The 20,524-nt window shown below is 66.8% G+C and carries 17 protein-coding genes; 7 read left to right on the top strand and 10 right to left on the bottom strand.

The features are described 5' to 3' along the window. Positions 1–96 precede the first annotated feature (96 nt). The gene (locus IEX88_RS14355) at positions 97–1,056 is read left to right on the top strand and encodes a glycosyltransferase family 2 protein (protein ID WP_188851798.1); all 960 of its coding nucleotides are present in this window, start codon (positions 97–99) and stop codon (positions 1,054–1,056) included. A gap of 85 nt (positions 1,057–1,141) precedes the next feature. Continuing rightward, on the top strand, positions 1,142–2,080 hold the full coding sequence (locus IEX88_RS14350; protein ID WP_188851796.1) for a polysaccharide pyruvyl transferase family protein: 939 nt from the start codon (positions 1,142–1,144) through the stop codon (positions 2,078–2,080). 141 nt (positions 2,081–2,221) lie between these two features. On the opposite strand, the gene IEX88_RS14345 is transcribed toward IEX88_RS14350, so the two are convergent. Continuing rightward, positions 2,222–3,214: a glycosyltransferase family 2 protein gene (locus IEX88_RS14345; RefSeq protein ID WP_188851794.1), complete on the bottom strand. Its 993-nt coding sequence runs from the start codon at positions 3,212–3,214 to the stop codon at positions 2,222–2,224. Positions 3,215–3,432: 218 nt separating this feature from the next. Then, positions 3,433–3,720, bottom strand: a complete 288-nt coding sequence (locus IEX88_RS27060; RefSeq protein WP_188851792.1) for an exopolysaccharide production repressor protein — start codon at positions 3,718–3,720, stop codon at positions 3,433–3,435. A gap of 621 nt (positions 3,721–4,341) precedes the next feature. Here IEX88_RS27060 and IEX88_RS14335 point away from each other — a divergent pair. From IEX88_RS14335 to IEX88_RS14325, 3 genes are all read left to right on the top strand, one after another. After that, positions 4,342–5,022, top strand: coding sequence for a sugar transferase (locus tag IEX88_RS14335; RefSeq protein ID WP_188851790.1), 681 nt, complete (start codon positions 4,342–4,344; stop codon positions 5,020–5,022). A gap of 180 nt (positions 5,023–5,202) precedes the next feature. Continuing rightward, a complete protein-coding gene (locus IEX88_RS14330) occupies positions 5,203–6,501 on the top strand; it encodes a polysaccharide biosynthesis/export family protein (protein WP_244640180.1) in 1,299 nt (432 codons plus the stop codon). A 28-nt stretch (positions 6,502–6,529) separates the two neighbouring features. After that, the gene (locus IEX88_RS14325; protein WP_188851788.1) at positions 6,530–7,804 is read left to right on the top strand and encodes an O-antigen ligase family protein; all 1,275 of its coding nucleotides are present in this window, start codon (positions 6,530–6,532) and stop codon (positions 7,802–7,804) included. A gap of 178 nt (positions 7,805–7,982) precedes the next feature. On the opposite strand, the gene IEX88_RS14320 is transcribed toward IEX88_RS14325, so the two are convergent. The 8 genes from IEX88_RS14320 to IEX88_RS14285 form a co-directional block, all read right to left on the bottom strand. Then, on the bottom strand, positions 7,983–9,125 hold the full coding sequence (locus IEX88_RS14320) for an acyltransferase family protein (RefSeq protein ID WP_188851786.1): 1,143 nt from the start codon (positions 9,123–9,125) through the stop codon (positions 7,983–7,985). Positions 9,126–9,386: 261 nt separating this feature from the next. After that, entirely contained in the window at positions 9,387–10,232 is an 846-nt protein-coding gene (locus tag IEX88_RS14315) for a PPC domain-containing DNA-binding protein (RefSeq protein WP_210319281.1), read from the bottom strand. Further along, the gene (locus IEX88_RS14310) at positions 10,232–11,878 is read right to left on the bottom strand and encodes an acyl-CoA synthetase (RefSeq protein WP_188851784.1); all 1,647 of its coding nucleotides are present in this window, start codon (positions 11,876–11,878) and stop codon (positions 10,232–10,234) included. Before IEX88_RS14310 ends, IEX88_RS14315 begins: the two co-directional genes overlap by 1 nt. Beyond that, positions 11,875–13,044 carry an acetyl-CoA acetyltransferase gene (locus tag IEX88_RS14305; RefSeq protein ID WP_188851782.1) on the bottom strand — a complete coding sequence of 390 codons (1,170 nt, stop codon included), beginning with the start codon at positions 13,042–13,044 and terminating at the stop codon, positions 11,875–11,877. Before IEX88_RS14305 ends, IEX88_RS14310 begins: the two co-directional genes overlap by 4 nt. Positions 13,045–13,070: 26 nt before the next feature. Then, the gene (locus tag IEX88_RS14300; protein WP_188851779.1) at positions 13,071–13,961 is read right to left on the bottom strand and encodes an IclR family transcriptional regulator; all 891 of its coding nucleotides are present in this window, start codon (positions 13,959–13,961) and stop codon (positions 13,071–13,073) included. Between the two features lie 25 nt (positions 13,962–13,986). Then, positions 13,987–15,006, bottom strand: coding sequence for a TRAP transporter substrate-binding protein (locus tag IEX88_RS14295; protein ID WP_188851777.1), 1,020 nt, complete (start codon positions 15,004–15,006; stop codon positions 13,987–13,989). Between the two features lie 88 nt (positions 15,007–15,094). Next, positions 15,095–16,969, bottom strand: coding sequence for a TRAP transporter large permease (locus IEX88_RS14290; protein ID WP_373289592.1), 1,875 nt, complete (start codon positions 16,967–16,969; stop codon positions 15,095–15,097). A gap of 324 nt (positions 16,970–17,293) precedes the next feature. Continuing rightward, complete coding sequence (locus IEX88_RS14285; protein WP_188851774.1) at positions 17,294–18,100, bottom strand: SDR family NAD(P)-dependent oxidoreductase; 807 nt, start codon at positions 18,098–18,100, stop codon at positions 17,294–17,296. A 552-nt stretch (positions 18,101–18,652) separates the two neighbouring features. Here IEX88_RS14285 and IEX88_RS14280 point away from each other — a divergent pair. Next, positions 18,653–19,408, top strand: a complete 756-nt coding sequence (locus IEX88_RS14280) for an IclR family transcriptional regulator (protein WP_188851772.1) — start codon at positions 18,653–18,655, stop codon at positions 19,406–19,408. A 4-nt stretch (positions 19,409–19,412) separates the two neighbouring features. Further along, entirely contained in the window at positions 19,413–20,516 is a 1,104-nt protein-coding gene (locus IEX88_RS14275; RefSeq protein ID WP_188851770.1) for an ABC transporter substrate-binding protein, read from the top strand. Positions 20,517–20,524: the final 8 nt, after the last annotated feature.

Genomic DNA, 20,524 nt, shown 5'->3' with positions numbered 1-20,524 from the left:
GCCAAAACCCGCTAAGGGAGAAGTAATTTCGAAAGGAAGACGAGCCGTATTCTTGTGGCCCCTAATCCTCTTCGATCAAACCAGCAAGGTGCGCCATTGGCAAACTGCTCTGTGATCATTCCATACTATCAAAAGACACCGGGCATCCTTGTCCGGGCGCTCAACTCTGTGTTTGCGCAGAGCTATCAGGATTTTGAGATCGTCATCGTCGATGACGCCTCGCCGCTCCCCGTAGAGGCCGAATTGGGCGGATTTACCGCAGCGCAGCAATCGAAGATCCGCATCCTGCACCAGGCGAACATGGGGCCGGGCGGCGCGCGCAACACCGGGCTCGCTGCGATCACCCCGGGCACCCAGTTCGCCGCCTTCATCGATTCCGACGACGAATGGACGCCGGACCACCTCGCCACCGCGGTCCGGGCCATGAACCGGTTCGACGCCGATTGCTATTTCGCCTCGATCACCGGCGGCGATGCCTTCTACTACCATTTCGACATGGCCAAGCTCGCGGAGACCACCGAGGTGGTGCGCCTCGCCGAAGATCCCCTGATCCTGGAAGTGCCCGACCTGTCCGGCGCGATGCTGAAGAACTGGTCATTCATGCACCTGTCCTGCCTGGTGCTGGGCGAGAGCCTCTTTCGCACCGCACGGTTCGAGGCTGAATTCCGGCTGGCGGCCGAGGATGTGCTGTTCTTCTACGACTGCGTGCGCACCGCGCGGCGCACGGTCCTGTCCGGCAGCACCGGCGCGGTGCGGGGCGAGGGCCTCAACATTTTCCACGGAGTGGACAACCAGTCGCCGGAATTCCTGCGCCAGCAGTACAACACCTTCGTTGCCCTCGACACGCTGGCAAAGCGCTTCGATCACAAGCCCGCCGACCTCGCCTCGCTCGAGGGGTATCGCGAGACCGCCCGGCGACAGGCGCTCTGGGGCCAGGCCGGCCGGGTAAAGCGCCGCAAGCTGCCGGAGTTCCGACTGCTGGCCGAATGGGCCTGGCGCGATCCGAAGCTTTTGAAGAGCGTCGCCAGCCTCGCCTTCTCGAAATTTTCCCGCTGACCCCCAGGCGGTCGCTGCGGCTGGAGCGGCTTTCTGCTGCCCGCCCTGCCCGCCCCACCGGCTCGCGCCGGCAGAAAGGCCCGACATGACCCCGTTCTATTGGGAATCCGCCCACGGCAATTTTGGCGACGACCTCAACCTCTGGCTCTGGGATTTCCTGCTGCCGGGGCTGAGGGAGGTGCACCCGGAGGTTCTCCTCGTCGGCGTCGGCACCGTGCTGAACGGCAAGCTGCTGCCGCCGGCCGGCAAGAAGCTGGTGATCGGCAGCGGCTTCGGCTACGGCACCCTCCCCGACACGACCTCGGCCGACTGGGATATCCGCTGCGTGCGCGGCCCCGCCACCGCCAAGGCGCTGGGGATCGATCCGGCCTTCGGCATTGTCGACCCCGCCGTCATGGTCGCCGAGATGCCGGAATTCCAAGGGGTCGCCAAGACCGGGCAGCCGATCTTCATCCCGCACTGGGAATCCACCATCGGCGGCATCTGGCCGGACGTCGCCAAGGCGGCGGGCCTCGGCTATGTCGATCCCTGCGGCGAGGCAAAGGCCGTCATCCGGGCGATCGCCGGCGCGAGCCTGGTCGTCGCCGAATCCATGCATGCGGCGATCATCGCCGACGCCTTCCGCGTGCCCTGGGTGGCGGTCTCGACCTCCGCGTCGATCAACCGGTTCAAATGGTCGGATTGGACGGAGACGGTCGGCACCACTTACGATCCGCTGTCCGTGCCGATCTCGTCGCGCTCCGAGGCGATCGGCAAGGGCGCCCGCTTCTGGGGAACCGACTATACCCGTTCCCCGGATGCGCCATCGGACGCCACCGTCACCCGCCCCGATCCGGAAGGCGATGCCAAGCGCCTCGGCTCCGCGTCCCGCCGCCTCGCCAAGCTCGCGCTGGCGGCCCCGGCCATCCTGGCGCTGCGCCGCGCAAAGACTGCCCCAACCCAGCTTAGCGAAGCCGCCGTCCTCACCGCCCGCAAGGATCGCTTCCGCGCCGTGCTGGCGGAGATCAGGCGCGACTATTTCTAGAGTGCCGTGCGTTCAGCGGGACGTGCAAAGGACGCTGTGCCTGCTCGATCTGGCGGGCCTGCGTTTCAGCAAGGCGCAGCGGCCGCGCGGGTGATCCAGCGCCATGCGCCGCCGGACCACTGCCTCCCCGCGCCTCGCCGGCTAGGCCGCTCGCCCCGGCATCAGGGTTCTCGGCGGCAGCGGCGCGGCGGGTCCGCTACCCGCGCCCCGGCGCTGCAGCGCGTCAAACTTGTCGCGGGCGATCCCCAGCACCACCGCCGGCAGCGCCGCGGGCCGCGCCAGTGCCGCAAGGCCTGCCTGCGCCAGCCCGCGCTCCGACTTCTGGTCGAGGAAGCGACGCAGTTCGAAGCGGCCGCGCACATGCGCCTCGTGCTCGGCGACCAGACGGCGCGCACGCCCGGTCAACTGCGGATCGGCCAGCATGGCGGCATCGGCATCGGCAAGGCAGTGGAGGTCGACCGTCCGGTGTCGCCCACTCAGCGAGTTCGCCCGCACGACCGCGCCATAGCCGACACTGTGCAGGATCTTGTATCGGGCGCCGCAGATCAGTGCGCGGGCATAGAGGTCGTAGTCTTCGCCGAGGCGCATCTCCTCGCGGTAGGAAAGGCCGTGCTCGGCCAGAAAGCGGCGGCGCATCACCGGCTTCAGGAAGCCGATCTCGCCCCGCTCCTTGCCCCGCCGCGAGATATTGCCCTCGATGAACCCGGCGAGATCGAGAAAACGCGGCTCGGGTGCGAAGCGCGGCGCCTCGATGCTGTCGAGGGCCGGCCAGGCCGCATCGACGAACAGGATGTTGTCGGCGACGAAGTCCCAGTCATCCTCGGCCAGCATCGGCTTGAAACGGCCCGGCAGCAGAAAATCGTCGGCGTCGAGAATGGCGATCAGCGGCGCTTGCGAATGGGCGATCGCATGGTTGCGGGCGGCGGAGGGGCCGCGGTTCTTGCCGAGTTCCAGAACGGCCAGCCGCCCGGAGCCATCGTCGGCGGCCCGGGCGGTGGCGGCCGTATCGTCGCGGGAGCCGTCATCGACGACAACCACCTCGGCAACCTCTGCCTCCGCCAGCGCCGAGCGAACGGCACGGCCGATCGTATCGCGGGCATTCATCGCGGCGATGACCACTGAGACGCTGTCCATCGTCTTCTCCTGTCCAGCCCGGCAGGATCCGGGTACGCGGCGGACAGCGGGAAACCCGCGTCGGCCAGGGAGCGCGAAGCTGGACGGGGACGGTGCTGAATTCAAGGGCAGCGATGGCGGGGCGCCGGATTTCGCCGGAAAGCCGCCAGAACCGGTACCTGCGTCAGAATGTCGCGGGGCGATCGCGTCGCTTTAGAAGCATGCCGGCTGCACGACGCTCAGGGACGGTGCGGAAAAGTCCGGCCAGGGAGCTTCCGAGTGGCACCGACGATCGAGCCCGCGCTTTCCCGGGACCCGTCCTCGTCCTGCACCAGCGTTGTTCCCGCACGCTTTTTTGCGCGCCAGACCAAGAACAGCACTCCGATGAAATAGCCGACCTGCAGCAGGACCGCGCACGCCACGGTCTGGAGGACGGTGCTCCAGAAGGAGCCGGTCAGCATATAAATAGTGACTGCAAAGATCAGCAGTGCTGCCAGCATGCCGCGAAAAAACAGAACGAAGGACATCCCTAGCGAGACCTTCGATCGCGGCCGAGCCGTGCAATTTTAGACATGCAGCCTCCCAGTTCCGCCTTGGCCCTCCGTTCCGCTGGCATCAACTCAACCAGAACTTGCTGAGAAAATGGCGGGTGGAAGGCGGGCTGCCCAAATTGCCGTGGCAAGCTCTCGGGACTTGAAGGATCATTATAGGAAGCTCCGCACCGTCACGCAATGCGCACAAAGCCCCTCGGCATAGATTTGTCGGCGTGTTTTGGGCACTGCAGCAAAATCGGTTAGTACCCGACGCTTCAATCGATTAGTGCCGGCCTTGCCGCCACCCGCGGCTACTGCCGAAATCCCCTCTCCCGTAAGTATATCGCAGTTGACTTGCTGCTATAACGACTAATGAGCAGTTAACGAATAGCAGAAAGGGTCACTGGCGCCATCGCTGCCCGATTGAATGAATTAAGGCGGCAATTGTGGCGCCGTATAATTCCGATTGCGACGATTCTTGATCGCAAATTCGGCAGGCTGACGCTTTTTGATCACGAACCTGCTCTATCTCTCAGCTCGTGATACACGTTGCACTGCAGCATTTTTCGAGTATCCTCCGATCGTACCAGTCCTCATCAGCGTGGAAGCAGCACCATGAGACCAAACGCACGACTGGGATCCATTCCCTTGCCCCATGCACCTCGTTCGCATTCCCATCCTCCGATCGGCGGCTTTCTGAAGCGCGGGTTCGATGTTCTGGGCGCGACGATCGGCTTGATCCTTCTCAGCCCGCTCTTCGTCCTCCTGGCGCTTCTGGTGAAGGCATCGGGCCCCGGCTCCATCTTCTACGGCCATGCCCGCGTCGGCCGGAGCGGACAATCTTTCAAATGCCTGAAGTTCCGCACCATGATGCAGGATGGCGCCGGCGTGCTGGCGCAGCATTTTGCCGACAACCCCTCGGCTGCAGCCGAGTGGGAAGCAACCCGCAAGCTGCAGGATGATCCGCGGGTCACCCGGGTCGGCGCGGTCCTGCGCAAGCTCAGCCTCGACGAACTGCCGCAGATCCTGAACATCCTGCGCGGCGACATGAGCATCGTCGGCCCTCGCCCGGTCGTCGCGGACGAACTCGACCTCTACGGCCCGGCCGCCGTCTACTATCTGAAGTCCCGCCCGGGCCTCACCGGCCTCTGGCAGGTGAGCGGTCGCAACGACGTCTCTTACGTCAGCCGCGTTGCCTTCGACACGCATTATGTCGAGAACTGGTCGTTCAGGACCGACCTCTCGATCATCCTGCGGACGGTGCCGGCGGTGCTCGCGTCCCGTGGCAGCTACTAGAGCATCCTGAACCGGGTGGGTTCACCCACCCGAGAGGACCGTCTGAGCGTCTAATGAATCAGCGCCATCATGCGTTCTCATCGGCGCATTAGGCTGCAGACAGGGCCAAAAAGACCCGAAGACCCTCCCCCGCCCTCCAGGCCCGTCCTGGAGGCGTCCGTCCCGAAGGACGGTCGTTCGATGAGGAAGACCGTTTTGACCATCCGTTTCCCCCGGCCATCGGCCGGTTTCGCCCTTTCCGGAATGCTGCTGCGAACCGGCATCGCGTCTGCCGCCCTTTTTCTGCAGTTGATGCCGCTGGCGCAGGCTGCCGACTACCAGCTCGGCACCATGGACAAGCTGCGCATCAAGGTCGTGGAGTGGCAGACAGCCGCCGGCGCCGTGCGCGACTGGAACGGGCTCGGCGGCGACTATCTCGTCGGCCCCGCCGGCACCATCTCCTTGCCATTCGTCGGCGAGGTTCCCGCTGCCGGCAAGACGACCTCCGAGGTTGCCGCAGCCATTGGCGAGGCCCTCCAGCAAACCCTCGGGCTCCCCGACAAGCCGAGCGCCTCGGTCGAACTCGCGGAGTTTCGCCCCGTCTTCGTGGCCGGCGACGCGGCCACGCCGGGCAGTTATCCCTTCGCGCCGGGCCTGACCGTGCTGAAAGCGGTCAGTCTTGCCGGTGGCCTCCACCGCGCCGATTCCAGCCAGCGCGTCGAGCGCGACATGATCAATGCCCGCGGCGATGAGACCGTGCTGGTCGCCTCGCGCAACCGGCTGATCGTCCGGCGCGCGCGCCTCACGGCCGAAGCCGCCAATGCCGAGGCCGAATCGTTCGAGCCGCCGGCCGAGTTGAAGGGCGTGGCGGATTTCGACTCCATGCTCAGCGACGAGCAGGCGATCATGTCCACGCGGACCAAGCGGCTGCGCCTGCAGCTCGAGTCGATCGAGGATCTCAAGCGCCTGCTGCAGAGCCAGATCGTCGCGCTGGAGAAGAAGGTCGTCTCGCAGAACCGCCAGATCGAGCTGACCCGGCAGGAGCAGAGCAATGTCGGCACCCTGTCCGATAGAGGATTGGTGGTCAATTCCCGCGTCATGTCGGTCGAGCGCACGCTGGCGGAGATGGAGAGCAAGGTGCTGGACTATGAGACGGCCCTCTTGCAGGCGAAGCAGGACATCGTCGAGGCCAACCAGCGGGCCATCGATCTGCAGAACGACCGCGAGGCGGAGATCGCCCAGCAGCGCCAGACCGCCGAAGCCGACCTGAAGGGCGTCGACCTGAAGATCGCGATGAACCGCGGCCTGGTGGCCGAGGCGCTCGCCCGCGCGCCCGAGGCCGCCCTCAATGCGCCGGGCGGCGCGGTGATCCGCTACGCGATTGTGCGCGAGAGCGACGGCAAGACCGCCGAGCTGGCGGCCGATGAGAACACCAAGCTGTTGCCCGGCGATGTCGTGAAGGTGACGCTGGTTCCCGCGCCGGCGCCGGCGCTCAACTGAGCGCTGCGGCCCAACCTGGATCGCCACGATGAGGCTCGCCAAGTTCCGCTTCGTCGATCCCGACCGCAACATGCTCTACGGCGTGCTGGCGGTAGCGTTGTCCGTCGTCGTGTTCGCCTATTCCGCCCGCTTCGGGCAGATCTCGATCCTGGCCTATTACGGGGTCTGGTTCCTGATGGTGGCGATCGACTACCGGCACTCGTTGGGCAATTACGGCCGCTTCCACTGGATCATCGCCTTCGGCGTCCTGGCACTGCTCTCGGTCTTCTGGTCGCAGGCGCCGAACGTCACCCTGCGCGCCGGCATCCAGTACATGACGCACATCGTCTGCGCCCTCGTCGCCGCCCGCACCATCGGCATGCGAACCCTGTCGCGTGGCGTTCAAGCCGGCGTTCTCGTCGTCCTTCTCTATTCCCTGGCCTTCGGCACCTATCAGTACGACGCGCTCGACGGCGACTACAGCTTCGTCGGTGCCTTCGAATCCAAGAACCAGCTCGGCTTCTACGCCTCGCTCGGCGTCTACTTCGCCTTTGCCGGTCTGCTGATGCTGAAGGAGAAAGGCCGCTGGCGGCTGGCGAGTCTGGCAATCGGCGCCCTCTCCGCCTACGCGCTCTTCGCCTCCAAGTCGGCCACCTCGATCATCTCCGTGATCGGCTCGATCCTGATCGCCGCGACCTTTTTCCTCTACCTCCGCTTCTCGCCAAAGCAGCGCAAGGTCACCTTCGTCGTCAGCCTCGTCTTCATCGGCGTCGGGGCCTTCGCTGCCCTCAACCTTGGCGGCCTCGATGCCCTCTTGGGCGTCTTCGGCAAAGACACGACGCTGACGGGGCGAACCTATCTGTGGTCACAGGGCTTTGAGGCAGCGGCGCTGGCACCGGTGTTCGGCACGGGCTATCAGGGGTTCTGGGTGCAGGGCTTCCCGGATGCCGAGCGGCTCTGGTACGACTTCTTCATCACCGGCCGGTCCGGCTTCCATTTTCACAACACTTATATCGAGACCTATGTCGAGCTTGGCCTCGTCGGCGCGGGCTGTCTCGTGATGCTGATCGGGGTGACGCTGATCGGCCATGTGAAGCGGCTCCTGTTCGAGCGCCGCAACACCGTATCGCACGTTCTTTTGGGCATCATGGCGCTGCTGATCGTCCGGTCCTTCTTCGAGATCGACGTTCTCAACCCCTACGCCATCGGCTCTTTCCTGCTCTATTATGCCGCGGCCCAGCTGGCGACCAAGCCGGTGCGCAGTTCCCGCCAGTCCGCCGCCCTCGGCGGCCAGCGAGGCTTGCCGGGTCAACTGGCCGCCTGATCGAGGTCGCCCGGCGCGCCGCAGTGCCCAGCACTCGGCATGCGCCTGCGGGGGAGCTTTGCCACCCCCGGACGGACGCGGCAGCGGCGGCTTTTCCCCAATTTTTCCGCTTGGCGGAAGCCAGAATGCCGCTCTGCGCCTGCCGGGGCCGCGACTCCGGCAGGCGCAGAGTGCAGGCTCAGGCGCGACCCGGTTCGACGGCCGCCCGCCTTACCAGCGGCGGGACGCCGTGTCCGGCGTTGAAGAGATAGAGCAAGGGTTTTGACCACCCGATCGCCTGCAGCCCGGCCACCGCCCCCAGCACGGCCAACAGCGGCAGCGTCACGAACGTCACCCAGAAAAGCTCCGCGCCGTAATTGCCGAACAGCGGCCGGAACGCGATCCCGCCGAACTGAAAAAGGATGGCGTGGCTGCAGAAGATGACGAAGGTGTAGGGCTCGAGCCAGGTGGCGACACCCGCAAAGGACGAGCGACGGACGAGTTCCGTCAGGCGCCAGAACGCGGCGGCCATGGTGATCCGCAGCAGGCAGTCGAGCGAGATGCGCAGGCTCTCGTCCATCTCCGCGATCGACACCCGCTGGATCCGAATGGTGAGATAGACCGCGACCATGGCCACCAGGCCCCAGGCCAGGGGCCGCGCGATCCGGTCGATCGCCGCCTCGTCATGGCCGGCCACCCGCACCCACATGCCGATACCAAAGAACAGCAGCAGCGAGGGCCGCTGCATGATCAGCATCTCCTCGCCAAATAGCGTGAAGGCGACCAGCGCGCCCATCACCAGCAGCGGCTGTCGCTTGAGCCCAAAGAGCAGGACCGGCACGAACAGGACGCAGACGAAGAGGTCGCGCAGAAACCACAGCGGCACCACGACGGGCCATTGCGTGATGGCGAAAAGGGCATTGGCGATGCCGAGGGGCGTCGCTTCGGGAACGTCCCGCCAGTTTCCGCTCAGCCCGGCATAGGCCAGCAGGAGGGCGAGCATCACGGCATTCCAGGCGAAGAGCGGGACCACCAGGGTCTGGAACTTTGAAGCAAAGAGCTTCCCGGTCCCGAGCTTGCCGAAGGTCGAGACGACGAGATAGCCCGAGACGAGGCTGAGCAGCGAGACGGCACTGAGACCGACGATCCGGGTGATCAGGAAATAGACGATGTCGAAAGCCCCGGCGTCCCTGTCGTAGACATTGTCGGCAATGCCGGGCTGTACGTGCACGAAGGTCATGCAGAAGATGCAGAGCGTCCGGCCGATGCGGATCCGGTCCGACAGGGTCGAGCGGAGTTTCGGCACGGCTCGTGCTGTCGGAGAAGCGGGTGTCGCGCTCATGCGTTCGCCTTTCAGATCGGCTGCCGCCCGCGTCGGGATCTGTCCGACCGACGGCGACATATTCCGGCGCAGCGCCTTCCGGCCGCGGCGCCCTCGCCGCCTCCCCTAAAACGGAAGCGGGCCAAGATGATGACGAGAGCGGGATTAATGCTGCGCTGCAGCATCAACGGGTCGGCCAGCGGATGTATCAGGACCTTCGCGGGGCCGGCAGCACGGGGGGCGACCCGTCAGGCGGCGACGGCCGCTGCGCGGGCGCCAGTCCTAAAGGGCGCCGACGACCAGCAGTTCGAACGTCACGCCGACGGGGTTTTCGCCTGGTGTCAGGCGGCCGCGCGTGATGGCGCCGGCGACGTCGACGATGGCGACGTCGAGGACCGCCTGAAGGCCGGTGGCGTGGGCGATCAGCGTGCCCTTTTCGATCAGGATTTCCGTGGCCGGGCATGGGATGCGGCGGCCGTCGTCGAAGGCGGGCTGGTGGATGCTGCCGATGCCGAGGATTTTCCCCGCGCCGATCCCATGACGTTCGCAGGCCGCGGCCACGGCGGTGCCGATGTCCTCGTTCGGCCGCACCCGCAGGAAGAGATGGCCGGCACCCCTCGTTTCGGGGGCGTCTTGCAGCGAGAACAGGGTAAAATTCGTCTCCGTATCCGGCAGTCCTTCGAACCATGCCGTGGCACTGCCGTATCCGCTGACGCGGATCGGCTGGGAGACGATGCTGTCGAAGGGCAGTATGTGCCCCATGCGCGGCGCCGCTTCGCCGGTGTCCCAGAGCCCGTGGCAGTGCAGGAAGGGCGCGTCGTCGCGGCGGCCGACCATGGCGGTCGCCGTCACGATCGTCGCGCCTCGCGCCGGCGCCAGCGTGTCGCTGTACCAGGCGGCATGCAGCGGGTCGGACGAAAGCGCCGGCAGCACGTAGCGAAAAGGGTCGCAGGCGCCGCCGTCGAGCTGAAGCACTCCGCCCCGGCAGCCGGCGGCGTCGAAAATCCGGGCGACGCCGGCCATCACCGTCTCGCTGGGCTCAAGGACGCCTGCCAGCGGCATGAGGTCGGTGGCGACGGCCTCGACACGCGGTTCCGCCGGTGGGCCGGGATGGACGATCGGGCGCATCAGGCGGTCTGCCGATCGGGGGACGGAATATCGGCCGCCACGGCGCCGAGGTCGCCACGGCGTTCCAGCTCCTCGCGGATCAGCTTCTTGGTGATCTTGCCATAGGCCGATTTCGGCAGGGATTCCCAGAAGAGATAGCGCTTCGGCAGCTTGTAGCGCGCCATCTTGCCGTCGAGATGCGCGGCGATCTCGGCCTCGGTGACGATGGCCCCCGGCCGGGCGACGCAGACGGCGATGCCGATCTCGCCCCACAGCGGATCGGGCATGCCGAGCACCGCCACTTCGTTGACCGCCGGATGCATGAGGATCTTCTCCTCGATCTCGCGCGGATAGACGTTGGAGCCGCCGGAAATGTACATGTCGGAGGCGCGGCCGGTGATGTAGAGAAAGCCCTCGGCGTCGACATGGCCGAGATCGCCGGTGCGGAACCAGCCGTCACGGAAGGCCTTCGCGTTGGCTTCCGGGTTGTCGTAGTAGCCGACGAAGACGGCCGGTCCCGTGCAGCAGATCTCGCCGGTCTCGAACGGCGCCATTTCTTTGCCAGCCTCGTCCTGGATCGATACCTGCATGCCCGTGCGCTCGCCGCCGCAGGTGCCGAGGCGCACCCCCTCGCCGTCCTCGGCCGCGTGCAGCGCCGGCGGTAGCACGGTGATCGCGCCGGTCACCTCGCCGAGGCCGAAATACTGGACCAGCACGGGGCCGAGCGTCTTCAAAGCGCGCTTCTGGTCCTCGCGGTACATCGGCGCGCCGGCATAGATGACGTAGCGCAGCGAGGAATGGTCGTAGCGGCTCGCCGCCTCGTGCTCGGTGAGGAGCTTCAGGATGGTCGGCACGGTGAAGAGCGTCGAGACGCGCCAGCGCTCGATCAGCCGCCAGGCCATGTCGATGTCGAAGCGCTCGGTCGGCAGGAGGATGGTCTTCACGCCGCGCGCCACCTGCGTCAGCTGGTGCACGCCGGCGCCGTGGGACAGCGGGGCGACAACGAGCGCCGCATCGTCCGCCGTTAGGCCCGGCATCAGGTCGCAGAGATGGTTGTTGATGACGAAGGCCATCTGGCCATGGGTGAGGACGGCGGCCTTCGGGCGCCCCGTGGTGCCGGAGGTGAAGAAGAACCAGCAGGGGTCGTCGCGGTCGACGCTGGCTTCCGCCACCTTCTGTCCGAGAAACTCCTCGACGAGCCCGTCATAGGACGGGCCGAAATCGGCGTCGCCGATGGCGATGACGAAGCCGATCTCGGCACAGTCGCGCCGGCTGGCGGCGACGTGCTCGGGAAAGGCGGCGTTGCAGATCATGCCGGTGGCGCCGCTCGCCTTGGCGAGATAGGCGACCTCGTCCGGCGTCTGGCGAAAGTTCGTCGGCACCCAGACCGCGCCGAGGCGGAAGCAGGCGAACATCGATTCGAACATCTGGTTGCCGTTCTGCGACTGCACCAGGATCCGGTCGCCCTTGGTCACGCCGAAGCGCGTCGAGAGCGCCGCGGCCATGGCGTCAATGCGGGCCTCGAAGGCCGACCAGCTCCAGCTCGCCTCGCCCCAGACCAGCGCGACGCCCTCCGGCTGGCGGCGCGCCGCCTGCGTCACGAAGTGCGACAGGTTCATCACCCGTAGCGACTGCGGCGCCACCCCGCCCTTGGGATCGGCCGTCACTTCGCGCGCTCCAGGATCGACACGTAGTTGGCGACCGCGGCGCCGCCCATGTTGAAGACGCCGGCCATCGAGGCGCCCTCCAGCTGCATGGCGCCGGCCTCGCCGCAGAGCTGCATTGCCGCCATCACGTGCATGGAAACGCCTGTCGCGCCGATCGGATGGCCCTTCGACTTCAACCCGCCCGAGAGGTTGATCGGCAGCCGCCCGCCGCGCTGCGTGACGCCCTCGCGGATGACACGGTGCCCCTCGCCGGGCTTGGCGAGGCCCATCGCTTCGTATTCGATCAGCTCGGCGATGGTGAAGCAGTCATGCGTCTCGACGAGGTCGAGATCGTCGAGGCCGAGCCCGGCGCTTTCCAGCGCCCCGCTCCAGGCGCGCCGCGCGCCCTCGAAGGCAGTCGGATCGCGCCGCGACAGCGCCAGGATGTCGTTGACATGGGCCCGCGCCCTAAAAGCGACGGCGCGCTGCATCGTCGCCGCCGTCTCGGCATCGGCGATCACCAGGCAGGCCGCGCCGTCCGAGACGAGCGAGCAGTCGGTGCGCCGCAGGGGCGCGGCGACATAGGGATTCTTGTCCGAGATCGTGTTGCAGAACTCGACCGAGAAATCCTTCTGCATGTGCGCATAGGGATTGGCGAGGCCGTTGTGGTGGTTCTTGGCGGCGATCATCGCCAATTCCTCAGAGCGGTCGCCATGGCGCTGGAAATAGGCGCCGGCAACGCGGCCGAAGAGCCCGGCAAATCCGCCCTCGACATCGGCCTCTTCCTGCCGGAAGGAGGCGCTGAGCAGGATGTCGCCGGTCTCGCGCGTCGGCAGCGCCGTCATCTTCTCCGCGCCGACGACGAGCGCGATGCGGCCGCGCCCGGCGGCGATGAAGTCGAGCCCGGAATAGAGCGCCGCCGACCCCGTCGCGCAGGCATTTTCCAGCCGCACTGCCGGCACGTGGTCGAACCCGTCGGCCGCCATGGCGACGAGCGCGCCCTGGAAATCCTGTTTTGAGAAGCCGTTGTTGTAGACGCCGACAAAGATGCCGTCGACGTCCGCGGCGGTGATGCCGGCATGCGCCAGCGCGGGGTTGACGACCTCGGCCATCAGTTCGCGCGTCGAGGGCGCCTCGGACTTGCCGAACTTGGAATGGGCCCAGCCGACGATCTGCGCTTCTGCCATGGTCTTCTCCTTCGAAACCGATCGCCTCAGGCGGCGGTGTGGGTCTTGGTGCCGGACCGGGCGATCACCGGGGTCCGGGAAGCGGGCCGGCTGCCCGAGAACAGCCGCGCCAGCTTGGCTTCCATGCGGTGAACCTCCTCGCCGAGGAGCGCCGCCAGCTCGGGCTGGCGCTCGCTCGTCATCCGGCTGTCGATGGCGGCGATGGACAAAGCGCCGGCCACGCGGCCGTCGGGAAAGCGTAGCGCCATGCCGATCCCCCAGGAACTGGCGAGCACCCGTCCGGGATTGAGCGCAAACCCCGCCGCGCGCGTGCGCTCGACATCGGCGCGGATGATCGCTGCGGAATAGCCGGGATAGCGCGCGGCGATCGGCTCGGCGATGCGCCCGATGATGGCGTCGACCTCGCCGTCGGACAGGGCCGCCAGCATCGCCAAGGAGCCGGCGCCGACGCCGAGCGGGTTCTGGTCGCCGGCGAGCAGCGCGTGCGTGCGCACGGGATGCGTGCCCTCCTCGCGGTGCAGGCAAACGGCGTAGTCGTCCCGCCGCATCGACAGGAAGCTGGTGTCGGTGGTGACGGCCGACAGCCGCCGCAGGCTTTCGCCGGCGATTTCGAGAAGGCCGTGGCGGCGGGCCGCCAGCAGACCGAGGACGTAGAGCTCGCCGCCGAGAAAATAGCGGCGGCTGACTTCGTCCTGGTCGACCAGGCGCGCCCGGATCAGAGCCATCAGGAGGCGCCGGGCGGTCGGCTTGTTGAGGCGGCTTTCCAAGACCGCCTCGCTGAGCGTGACGCCGCGTTCGGCACCGCTGCCGACGGCGGCGAGCAGGCTGAGGGCCCGCTCCACCGCCTGGGCGCCGGAGCCGGATATCGCCGCCGACAGCGTCTCCTCGCCGGAAACGCCGCCCGCAGCCTCGCTCATCGTGCCCACCGCCGCGCTTCCCCGATCAGCCGAGCGGGTGCCCGACCGCCTTTTCCAGGATGGCCCAGGCCTCGTCGCCGTACTTGGCCTTCCAGTCGGCGTAGAAGCCAGCCGACTTCAGCTTCTCCTGGAAGAGCGCGGGATCGGGATCGTTGAACGTCATGCCCTTGGATTCGAGCTCTCCCCGCAGCGAGGCGTTGAGATCCATCACGTCCTTGCGCTGCAGGTCTGCCGAGGCGTTGAAGTTCTTCGAGACGATCTCCTTCAGGTCGTCCGGCAGGCCTTCCCAGGCGCGGCGGTTGGCCAGAATCCAGAAGCCGTCCCACATGTGATTGGTCATCGAGCAGAACTTCTGCACCTCGTAGAGCTTGAAGGTGGAGAGGATCGCCAGCGGGTTCTCCTGGCCGTCGACCACGCCGGTCTGCAGTGCGGTGTAGACCTCGGCGAAGTTGAGGCTGGCCGGTGCCGAGCCGAAGGCGGTGAACATCGAGGTCCAGAGCGGGCTGACGGGCACGCGGATCTTGAAGCTCTCGAGGTCAGCCGGGGTCGCGATCGGCGCCTTCGACGAGGTGATCTGGCGGAAACCGTTGTCCCAGATCTTGTCGAGCGTCACGAGGCCCTTCTTGCCGATCTCGGCCCGAACATAGGCGCCGAGATCGCCATCCATCGCCGGCCAGACGGCGTCGTAGCTCGGGAAGGCGAAGCCGATGCCGCTCAGCGAGGCGTTGGGCACCAGGGTCGACAGGATCAGCGGCGACAGGCTGAACAGCTCGACGCCGCCGGAGCGGACCTGGCTCAGCATGTCGGTATCGGCACCGAGCTGGCTCGAGGGGAAGATCTGGATCTCCATCCGGCCCGAGCTTTCCTCGGCGATCTTGTCCGCGGCTTCCTTGGCGCGGATGTTCAAGGGATGCGTCGCCGCCTGGTTGTTGGCGAACTTGTAGGTGAACTCGGCGGCGCGCGCCGGGGTCGTGCGGATGGAAAAATGCGTCGCGACGCCGGCGGCGACGGTGCCGAGCAGGATCTTTCTGCGGGTGATGGTCATGTCGTTTCCTCCTTGGTGGGTATTCTTTTGGGGTGGTCAGTCTTTTGGGGTTGGCAGTCTCTTCGGGGCGGCAGGCTTCAGGCAGGCCTCACAGCAAGGCCGTGGACAGGAAGGGGAAGGCGGCGATCAGGAGAAGCCCGATGAACAGGGCGCCGATATAGGGCCAGATCGCCCGCATCACCTCGTCCGGCGGCGTATTCCCAATCTTGCAGGCGATGTAGAAACCGATGCCGATCGGCGGCGCCATCAGCCCGATGTTCATCGCGGTGACGACGACCATGGAATAGTGCACGTCGTTGATCCCGAGGCTGCGGGCGACGGGGAACATGATCGGCGCCATCAGGACGATCGCCGGCAGGCCTTCCAGCACGCAGCCGAGCACCATGAAGATGACGATCGACACGCCCATGAAGCTGATCCAGCCGCCGGGCATGACCTGGACGAGGCCGACCAGCTTGCCGGCAAACCCCGTCTGCGTCAGCGCCCAGGCCATCGCCGAGGCGGTGCCGAGGATAAGGAGGATGGCGCCCGACAGGGCGGCCGTCTCGGTCAGCATGGTGTAGATCCGGGGCAAGCGGATGCCGCCATAGACCACCGCGCCAATCGCCATCGCGTAGATCACGGCGATGGTCGACACTTCGGTCGCCGTGGCGACGCCGCCGCCCACGGCCGAGCGGATCAGGAAGGGCAGGACCAGCGCCGGCGCGGCGACCAGAAGCGTCTTGCCGACCGTTTTCATCGGGGCGCGCCGGATGCCGTCCATCACCTCGGCCCTCGCCTTCCAGCGCGCCAGCAGCGCCAGGACGACGAGGAGGACCGAGGCGATGACGAAGCCGGAGGTGAAGAGGCCGGCGATCGAGACGCCCGCCGTCGAGCCGAGCACGATGAGCACGATCGACGGCGGCACCGTGTCGGCCATCGCCGCGCCGGTCGCCAGGAGCGCCGTCATCTCCTTCGGCTTGTGGCCGCGCCGCTTCATCTCGGGAAACAGCGCCGGCGCCACCGTCGCCATGTCCGAAACTTTCGAGCCGGAAATGCCCGAGACGAGGAAAAGCGAGCCGAGGAGGACGTAGGACATGCCGGCGCGGACATGGCCGAGCAAGGACGCCAGGAACTCGACGATTGCCTTGCCCATGCCGGTCGCATCCAGCACGCAGCCGAGCAGCACGAAGATCGGCACCGAGAGCAGGATCAGGCTCGACATGCCCTCGTCCATCCGCCCGATCATCACCATCACCGGCACCGAGGTGGTGGTGGCGAGGAAGGCGAGCGTGCCGAGGCCGAAGCAGAAGGCGATCGGCACGCCCATGACGAGAAACAGGCCGACGAAGCCGACGAGGAAAATCGGGATGTTCCAGTTGCCGAGCGTGCGCAGGCCTGGGCCCACCTGCCAGAGGATGGCGGCGACGACGGCGATCAGCGCCACCGAGACGAGGAGATGGGCAAGCTTCACGCCCCGGAAGGCGTTGACGAGGGCGAGCAAGAGCATCAGGGCGATGCCGGCCGGCAGGGCCGAGGCGCGCCAGCTCATCGGAATGTTCAGCGCCGCTGACGTCACGTAGGATTCCTCGGACGCGTAGTCGATCGCCGGCCGCAGCATCACGGCCAGGAACAGCGCCATCAGGACCAGGCCGAGCGTGGCGACGAACTGCCGCCGCTCCGGCGCCAGAAGGTTGAGGAAGACGGTCAGGCGCAGATGCTCGCTGCGGTCGACGGCCATGCCGGCGCCCAGCATCGCCAGCCAAAGGAAGGAAATCGACGCAACCTCGTCGATCCAGATCACGGGGACGGAGAAGACGTAGCGCGAGACGACGCCGGCCAGGAGCAGGCCGATGATCCCGACGAGAAGCGCGGCGGCGACGGCTTCGACCGGCCGCATCCAGCGCGAACCGGGCTGGACCGACGCGCCTTCGAGGCCGGCAAGCAGGGCGGCATCGCCGGCTGGCTCGTTGACTAAGCTCACGCTTGCATCCTCCCCTCGGCACCGCCTTATCGATCGGCAGTCCTTGGCGTCGGGGAGATCTGCGGCAGAGTGCGGACCGGGCGATTGGGGCTTTCGCCCCAACGCAATCGTTCCGCTCGCTTCCTCCCGACGGCCTGTCGTCACCGCCCGGCCTCAGGTCCATCTGGTGGATCTTTTTCTGACGCCTTATCGACCGTCATGAGCGAAAGGCCGCCAACTCGCAAGAGACAATGCCTTCCGCCGCGGAAAAAGGCGATCAATCGATCCACGATGTGGATCTCTCGCGTTAGTTCTGCCCCGCAGACCTCGTGCCGACGTCCCGCCTCAGGACGGCAGGCTGCCCGACACGGTCACGTGCAGGCCGCCATCGACCGGCAGTTCGATGCCGGTGATGTATTTCGCCTCGTCGGAAGCGAGGAAGACCGAGGCCCAGGCGATGTCCCAGCCATCGCCCTGGCGCCGCATCGGTGCGATGGCGTCGCGCTTGCGCCGCATCTCGTCGGCGGAGTCGTAGTAGCCGCTGATCTGCTTCTGGATATGCGGCGTGTCCATCACGCCCGGCAGAATGGCGTTGGCGCGGATGCCCTTGCCGGCATATTCGACCGCGACGGCGCGGGTGAAATGATTGAGGGCCGCCTTCGAGGCGTAATAGGAAACGTAGGGATAGCCGGTCCAGCGGATCGAGGCGAGCGAGGAGATGTTGATGATCGCGCCCTTGCCCTGCTTCTCCATGATCGGCAGCACCGCCTTGCAGGCCAGAAACACGCTGGTGAGGTTGACGTCCATGACCAGCCGCCAGCTTTCCTCGGTCGCGTCCGCCGCGCCGCCCGGCAGGTTGATGCCGACATTGTTGTGCAGCACGTCGATGCGCCCGTAGCGCGCCATCACCGCCTCCACCACGGCGGCGATCTCGGCCGCCTTGGTGACGTCGGCCGACAGGGCCAGGCCCTCCCCGCCTTCGCTCTCGATGACGCCGAGCGTGTTCTGCGCCGCCTCGAGATGGATGTCGACGCAGGCGACCTTCGCGCCCTCGCGGGCATAGGCGACGGCCGCCGCCTTGCCGTTGCCCCAGCCCTCGCCGACCGAGCCGGCGCCGAGCACGAGCACGATCCTGTCCTTCATGCGATCCATGGAATTCCTTGGCTGTCTGGTGGGGAAAATCGAGTGAGGGGCCGGTGCCCGAGCGATCCGGCGCGGGCCGGGCATAGCTAGGATCGATCGTCGTCCGGCAGGGTCACGCTGCTGACCAGCGCCGGGTCGACCCGGTTGCGGTGCCGACCGGCGGACAAGGACGGGTCCGGCAGCGGCGGGGCCGCCAGCGACGATTCGAGCCCCCGCCGGAACGGCCGGGACCTGCGGCATCGGTCAGATGTGGCGTGATGGGCAACGGATCCTCCCGGCCGCGCTTTGGCGGCCTGCCGACATATCGCGGCCCCTGTGGACCGGCGTCGCCAGCGTCTTTTGCCGGCACGCTAGCGACCCAGGCTTCGCTGTCAAGACGCTCAGCCCCGATGGATCGGCCGGCCACGACCGCCCCCACAACGCCTGGACCGCCAGCTTGGCGAGGTTCGAACACCGCTCGTCCGACCGGAACGGCGCCGGGTTGACAGCCAGCAAAGCAAGCCATATCGTTCACGATAATGAATACGTTCAACATATTGAACAATGCTGGGAGGCAAGAGAGTGAGTGGACGGGGCTCGGAACGCGTTCTCGACATGCTGGAATGGTTCGCGGCGCAAGCCGGTGCCGTTTCGCTGGCGGCCGTGGTCCAGGCGCTCGATCTCCCCAAGAGCAGCACGCTCCTTCTGCTGCGGCTTCTGGCCGAACGCGGCTATCTCGAGCGTCTCGGCGACGGGACCTACGTGCTGATCCGCCTGCCGGGCGAGCGGGAACCCGGGCGCGAAGCCTGGGGCACCCTGCTGCGGCTGTCCGAGGCGCCGCTGCGCGAGGCGGTCGCCGCCTCCAACGAGACCGGCTTCATCGCGATCCTGGAAAAGCGCGAGGTCCGCTACCTCACCAAGGTCCTGCCCGCCCGGGAGATCCGCTACGACCGCGACATCACCAAGCTGCGGATGGCGCATCAGGTGGCGAGCGGCGTGGTGATGCTCGCCGGGCTCGCGGCGTCCGACTTCGAGGACTATCTCGGCCAGCTCGCGCCCGAGCTGCGCAGCGAGGTTTCGGCGGCGGTCGCATCGGCGCGCTCAGACGGCTTCTGCGTCAATCTGAAGGGCGTCGTCGAAGGTGCTGCCGGCATCGCCGCGCCGATCCGCGACGGCGACGGCATGACGGTCGCCGCCATCAACATCTCGGGTCCGCGGGAGCGCATCGTCGCCAATGTTCCGCGGCTCACCGACATCGCCGTCCACACGGCCCGCCTCGTCTCGGAGGAATTGACGCGTCGGAGCCGGACACAAAGCAGAAACCCAGGGAGGAACTGACCATATGTTCAAGGACAAACTCGCCGCTCTCGTCTTCGGCGTCGCCGCCGCGGGCTTTGCGACGCAGGCCGGCGCGCAGGCCGTGCCCGCTGGCTACCCCGCCGACTACGCCCAGACCATCGAGGCCTCCAGGGCCGAGAAGGGCCTGGTGATCTATTCGAACATGGCCGACAACAACTGGCAGCCGGTGGTCGAAGGCTTCAAGGCCGCCTATCCCTGGATCAACATCGAGACGCTCGACCTTGGATCGGGCACCGTGCATTCGCGCTGGGAAGCCGAGGCCGGCAGCGGCTCGCGCACGGCCGACATCCTGATCTCCGGTGCCAACGACCGCTGGGCGAACTACGGCACCGAAGGCCGCATGCTGGACTACAAGAGCCCCGAGATCGCCCAGCTGCCGGACTTCGCCAATCCCTATGCCGGCGTCTACGTGATGTCGACCGATCCGCTGGTGATCACCTACAATGCCGCGCTGCTGAGCGAAGAGCAGCGCCCGAAGGGCTTTGCCTCGCTGGTGGCTGCGGCGGTCGCCGATCCCTCCACCTTCGACGGCAAGATCACCACCTATGATGCGGCCCGCAATTCCTTCGGCCTCGCCGCCTGGTGGAACTTCATGGCCGAGAAGGGCGACACGGGCTGGAACGAGCTGCGCCAGATCGGCACGATGATCCGCGGCGAGACCTCGGGCGGGCCGATGAACGAGAAGATCGCCACCGGCGAATACGTCATCGGCGTCGCCGTCTCCGGCATCACCATCTTCCCGCGTCTCGAGCAGCCGGGCGGCGAGCTTCTCGGCTTCGCCTTCCCCGACGACGGCACCATCGTCATGCTGCGCGGCATGGGCATCCCCAAGGAAGCCGCCAATCCGAACTCGGCGAAGCTGTTCGTCGACTACGCCCTCAGCCAGGCCGGGCAGACCCTGATCGGCAAGGGCGGGCTGGTGCCCTACCGCGACGACGTGCCGGAAGACCAGGTGCGTTATACCTACCAGGGTCTCCAGGCCCTGATCGGCGCCGACAACGTCATCGAGGCCGGCTTCGACAAGGCCCTGATCGACGAGGCACCGGCCTTCGTCACCAAGTGGAACGCCGCCCTCAAGGGCGAGTAATAGCGCTT

This window comes from Aureimonas glaciei, from assembly GCF_014643375.1.
Lineage (GTDB): Bacteria > Pseudomonadota > Alphaproteobacteria > Rhizobiales > Rhizobiaceae > Plantimonas > Plantimonas glaciei.
Note: the sequence above shows the minus strand (reverse complement) of the source record. Positions and strands in the feature narration are given on the sequence as shown.

Excerpts from the sequence above, each read along its gene's own strand:
- IEX88_RS14350 (WP_188851796.1), top strand. The coding sequence starts at position 1,142 with ATGACCCCGTTCTATTGGGAATCCGCCCACGGCAATTTTGGCGACGAC.
- IEX88_RS14345 (WP_188851794.1), bottom strand. The coding sequence starts at position 3,214 with ATGGACAGCGTCTCAGTGGTCATCGCCGCGATGAATGCCCGCGATACG.
- IEX88_RS27060 (WP_188851792.1), bottom strand. The coding sequence starts at position 3,720 with ATGTCCTTCGTTCTGTTTTTTCGCGGCATGCTGGCAGCACTGCTGATC.
- IEX88_RS14335 (WP_188851790.1), top strand. The coding sequence starts at position 4,342 with ATGAGACCAAACGCACGACTGGGATCCATTCCCTTGCCCCATGCACCT.
- IEX88_RS14330 (WP_244640180.1), top strand. The coding sequence starts at position 5,203 with ATGAGGAAGACCGTTTTGACCATCCGTTTCCCCCGGCCATCGGCCGGT.
- IEX88_RS14325 (WP_188851788.1), top strand. The coding sequence starts at position 6,530 with ATGAGGCTCGCCAAGTTCCGCTTCGTCGATCCCGACCGCAACATGCTC.
- IEX88_RS14320 (WP_188851786.1), bottom strand. The coding sequence starts at position 9,125 with ATGAGCGCGACACCCGCTTCTCCGACAGCACGAGCCGTGCCGAAACTC.
- IEX88_RS14315 (WP_210319281.1), bottom strand. The coding sequence starts at position 10,232 with ATGCGCCCGATCGTCCATCCCGGCCCACCGGCGGAACCGCGTGTCGAG.
- IEX88_RS14305 (WP_188851782.1), bottom strand. The coding sequence starts at position 13,044 with ATGGCAGAAGCGCAGATCGTCGGCTGGGCCCATTCCAAGTTCGGCAAG.
- IEX88_RS14300 (WP_188851779.1), bottom strand. The coding sequence starts at position 13,961 with ATGAGCGAGGCTGCGGGCGGCGTTTCCGGCGAGGAGACGCTGTCGGCG.
- IEX88_RS14295 (WP_188851777.1), bottom strand. The coding sequence starts at position 15,006 with ATGACCATCACCCGCAGAAAGATCCTGCTCGGCACCGTCGCCGCCGGC.
- IEX88_RS14285 (WP_188851774.1), bottom strand. The coding sequence starts at position 18,100 with ATGGATCGCATGAAGGACAGGATCGTGCTCGTGCTCGGCGCCGGCTCG.
- IEX88_RS14275 (WP_188851770.1), top strand. The coding sequence starts at position 19,413 with ATGTTCAAGGACAAACTCGCCGCTCTCGTCTTCGGCGTCGCCGCCGCG.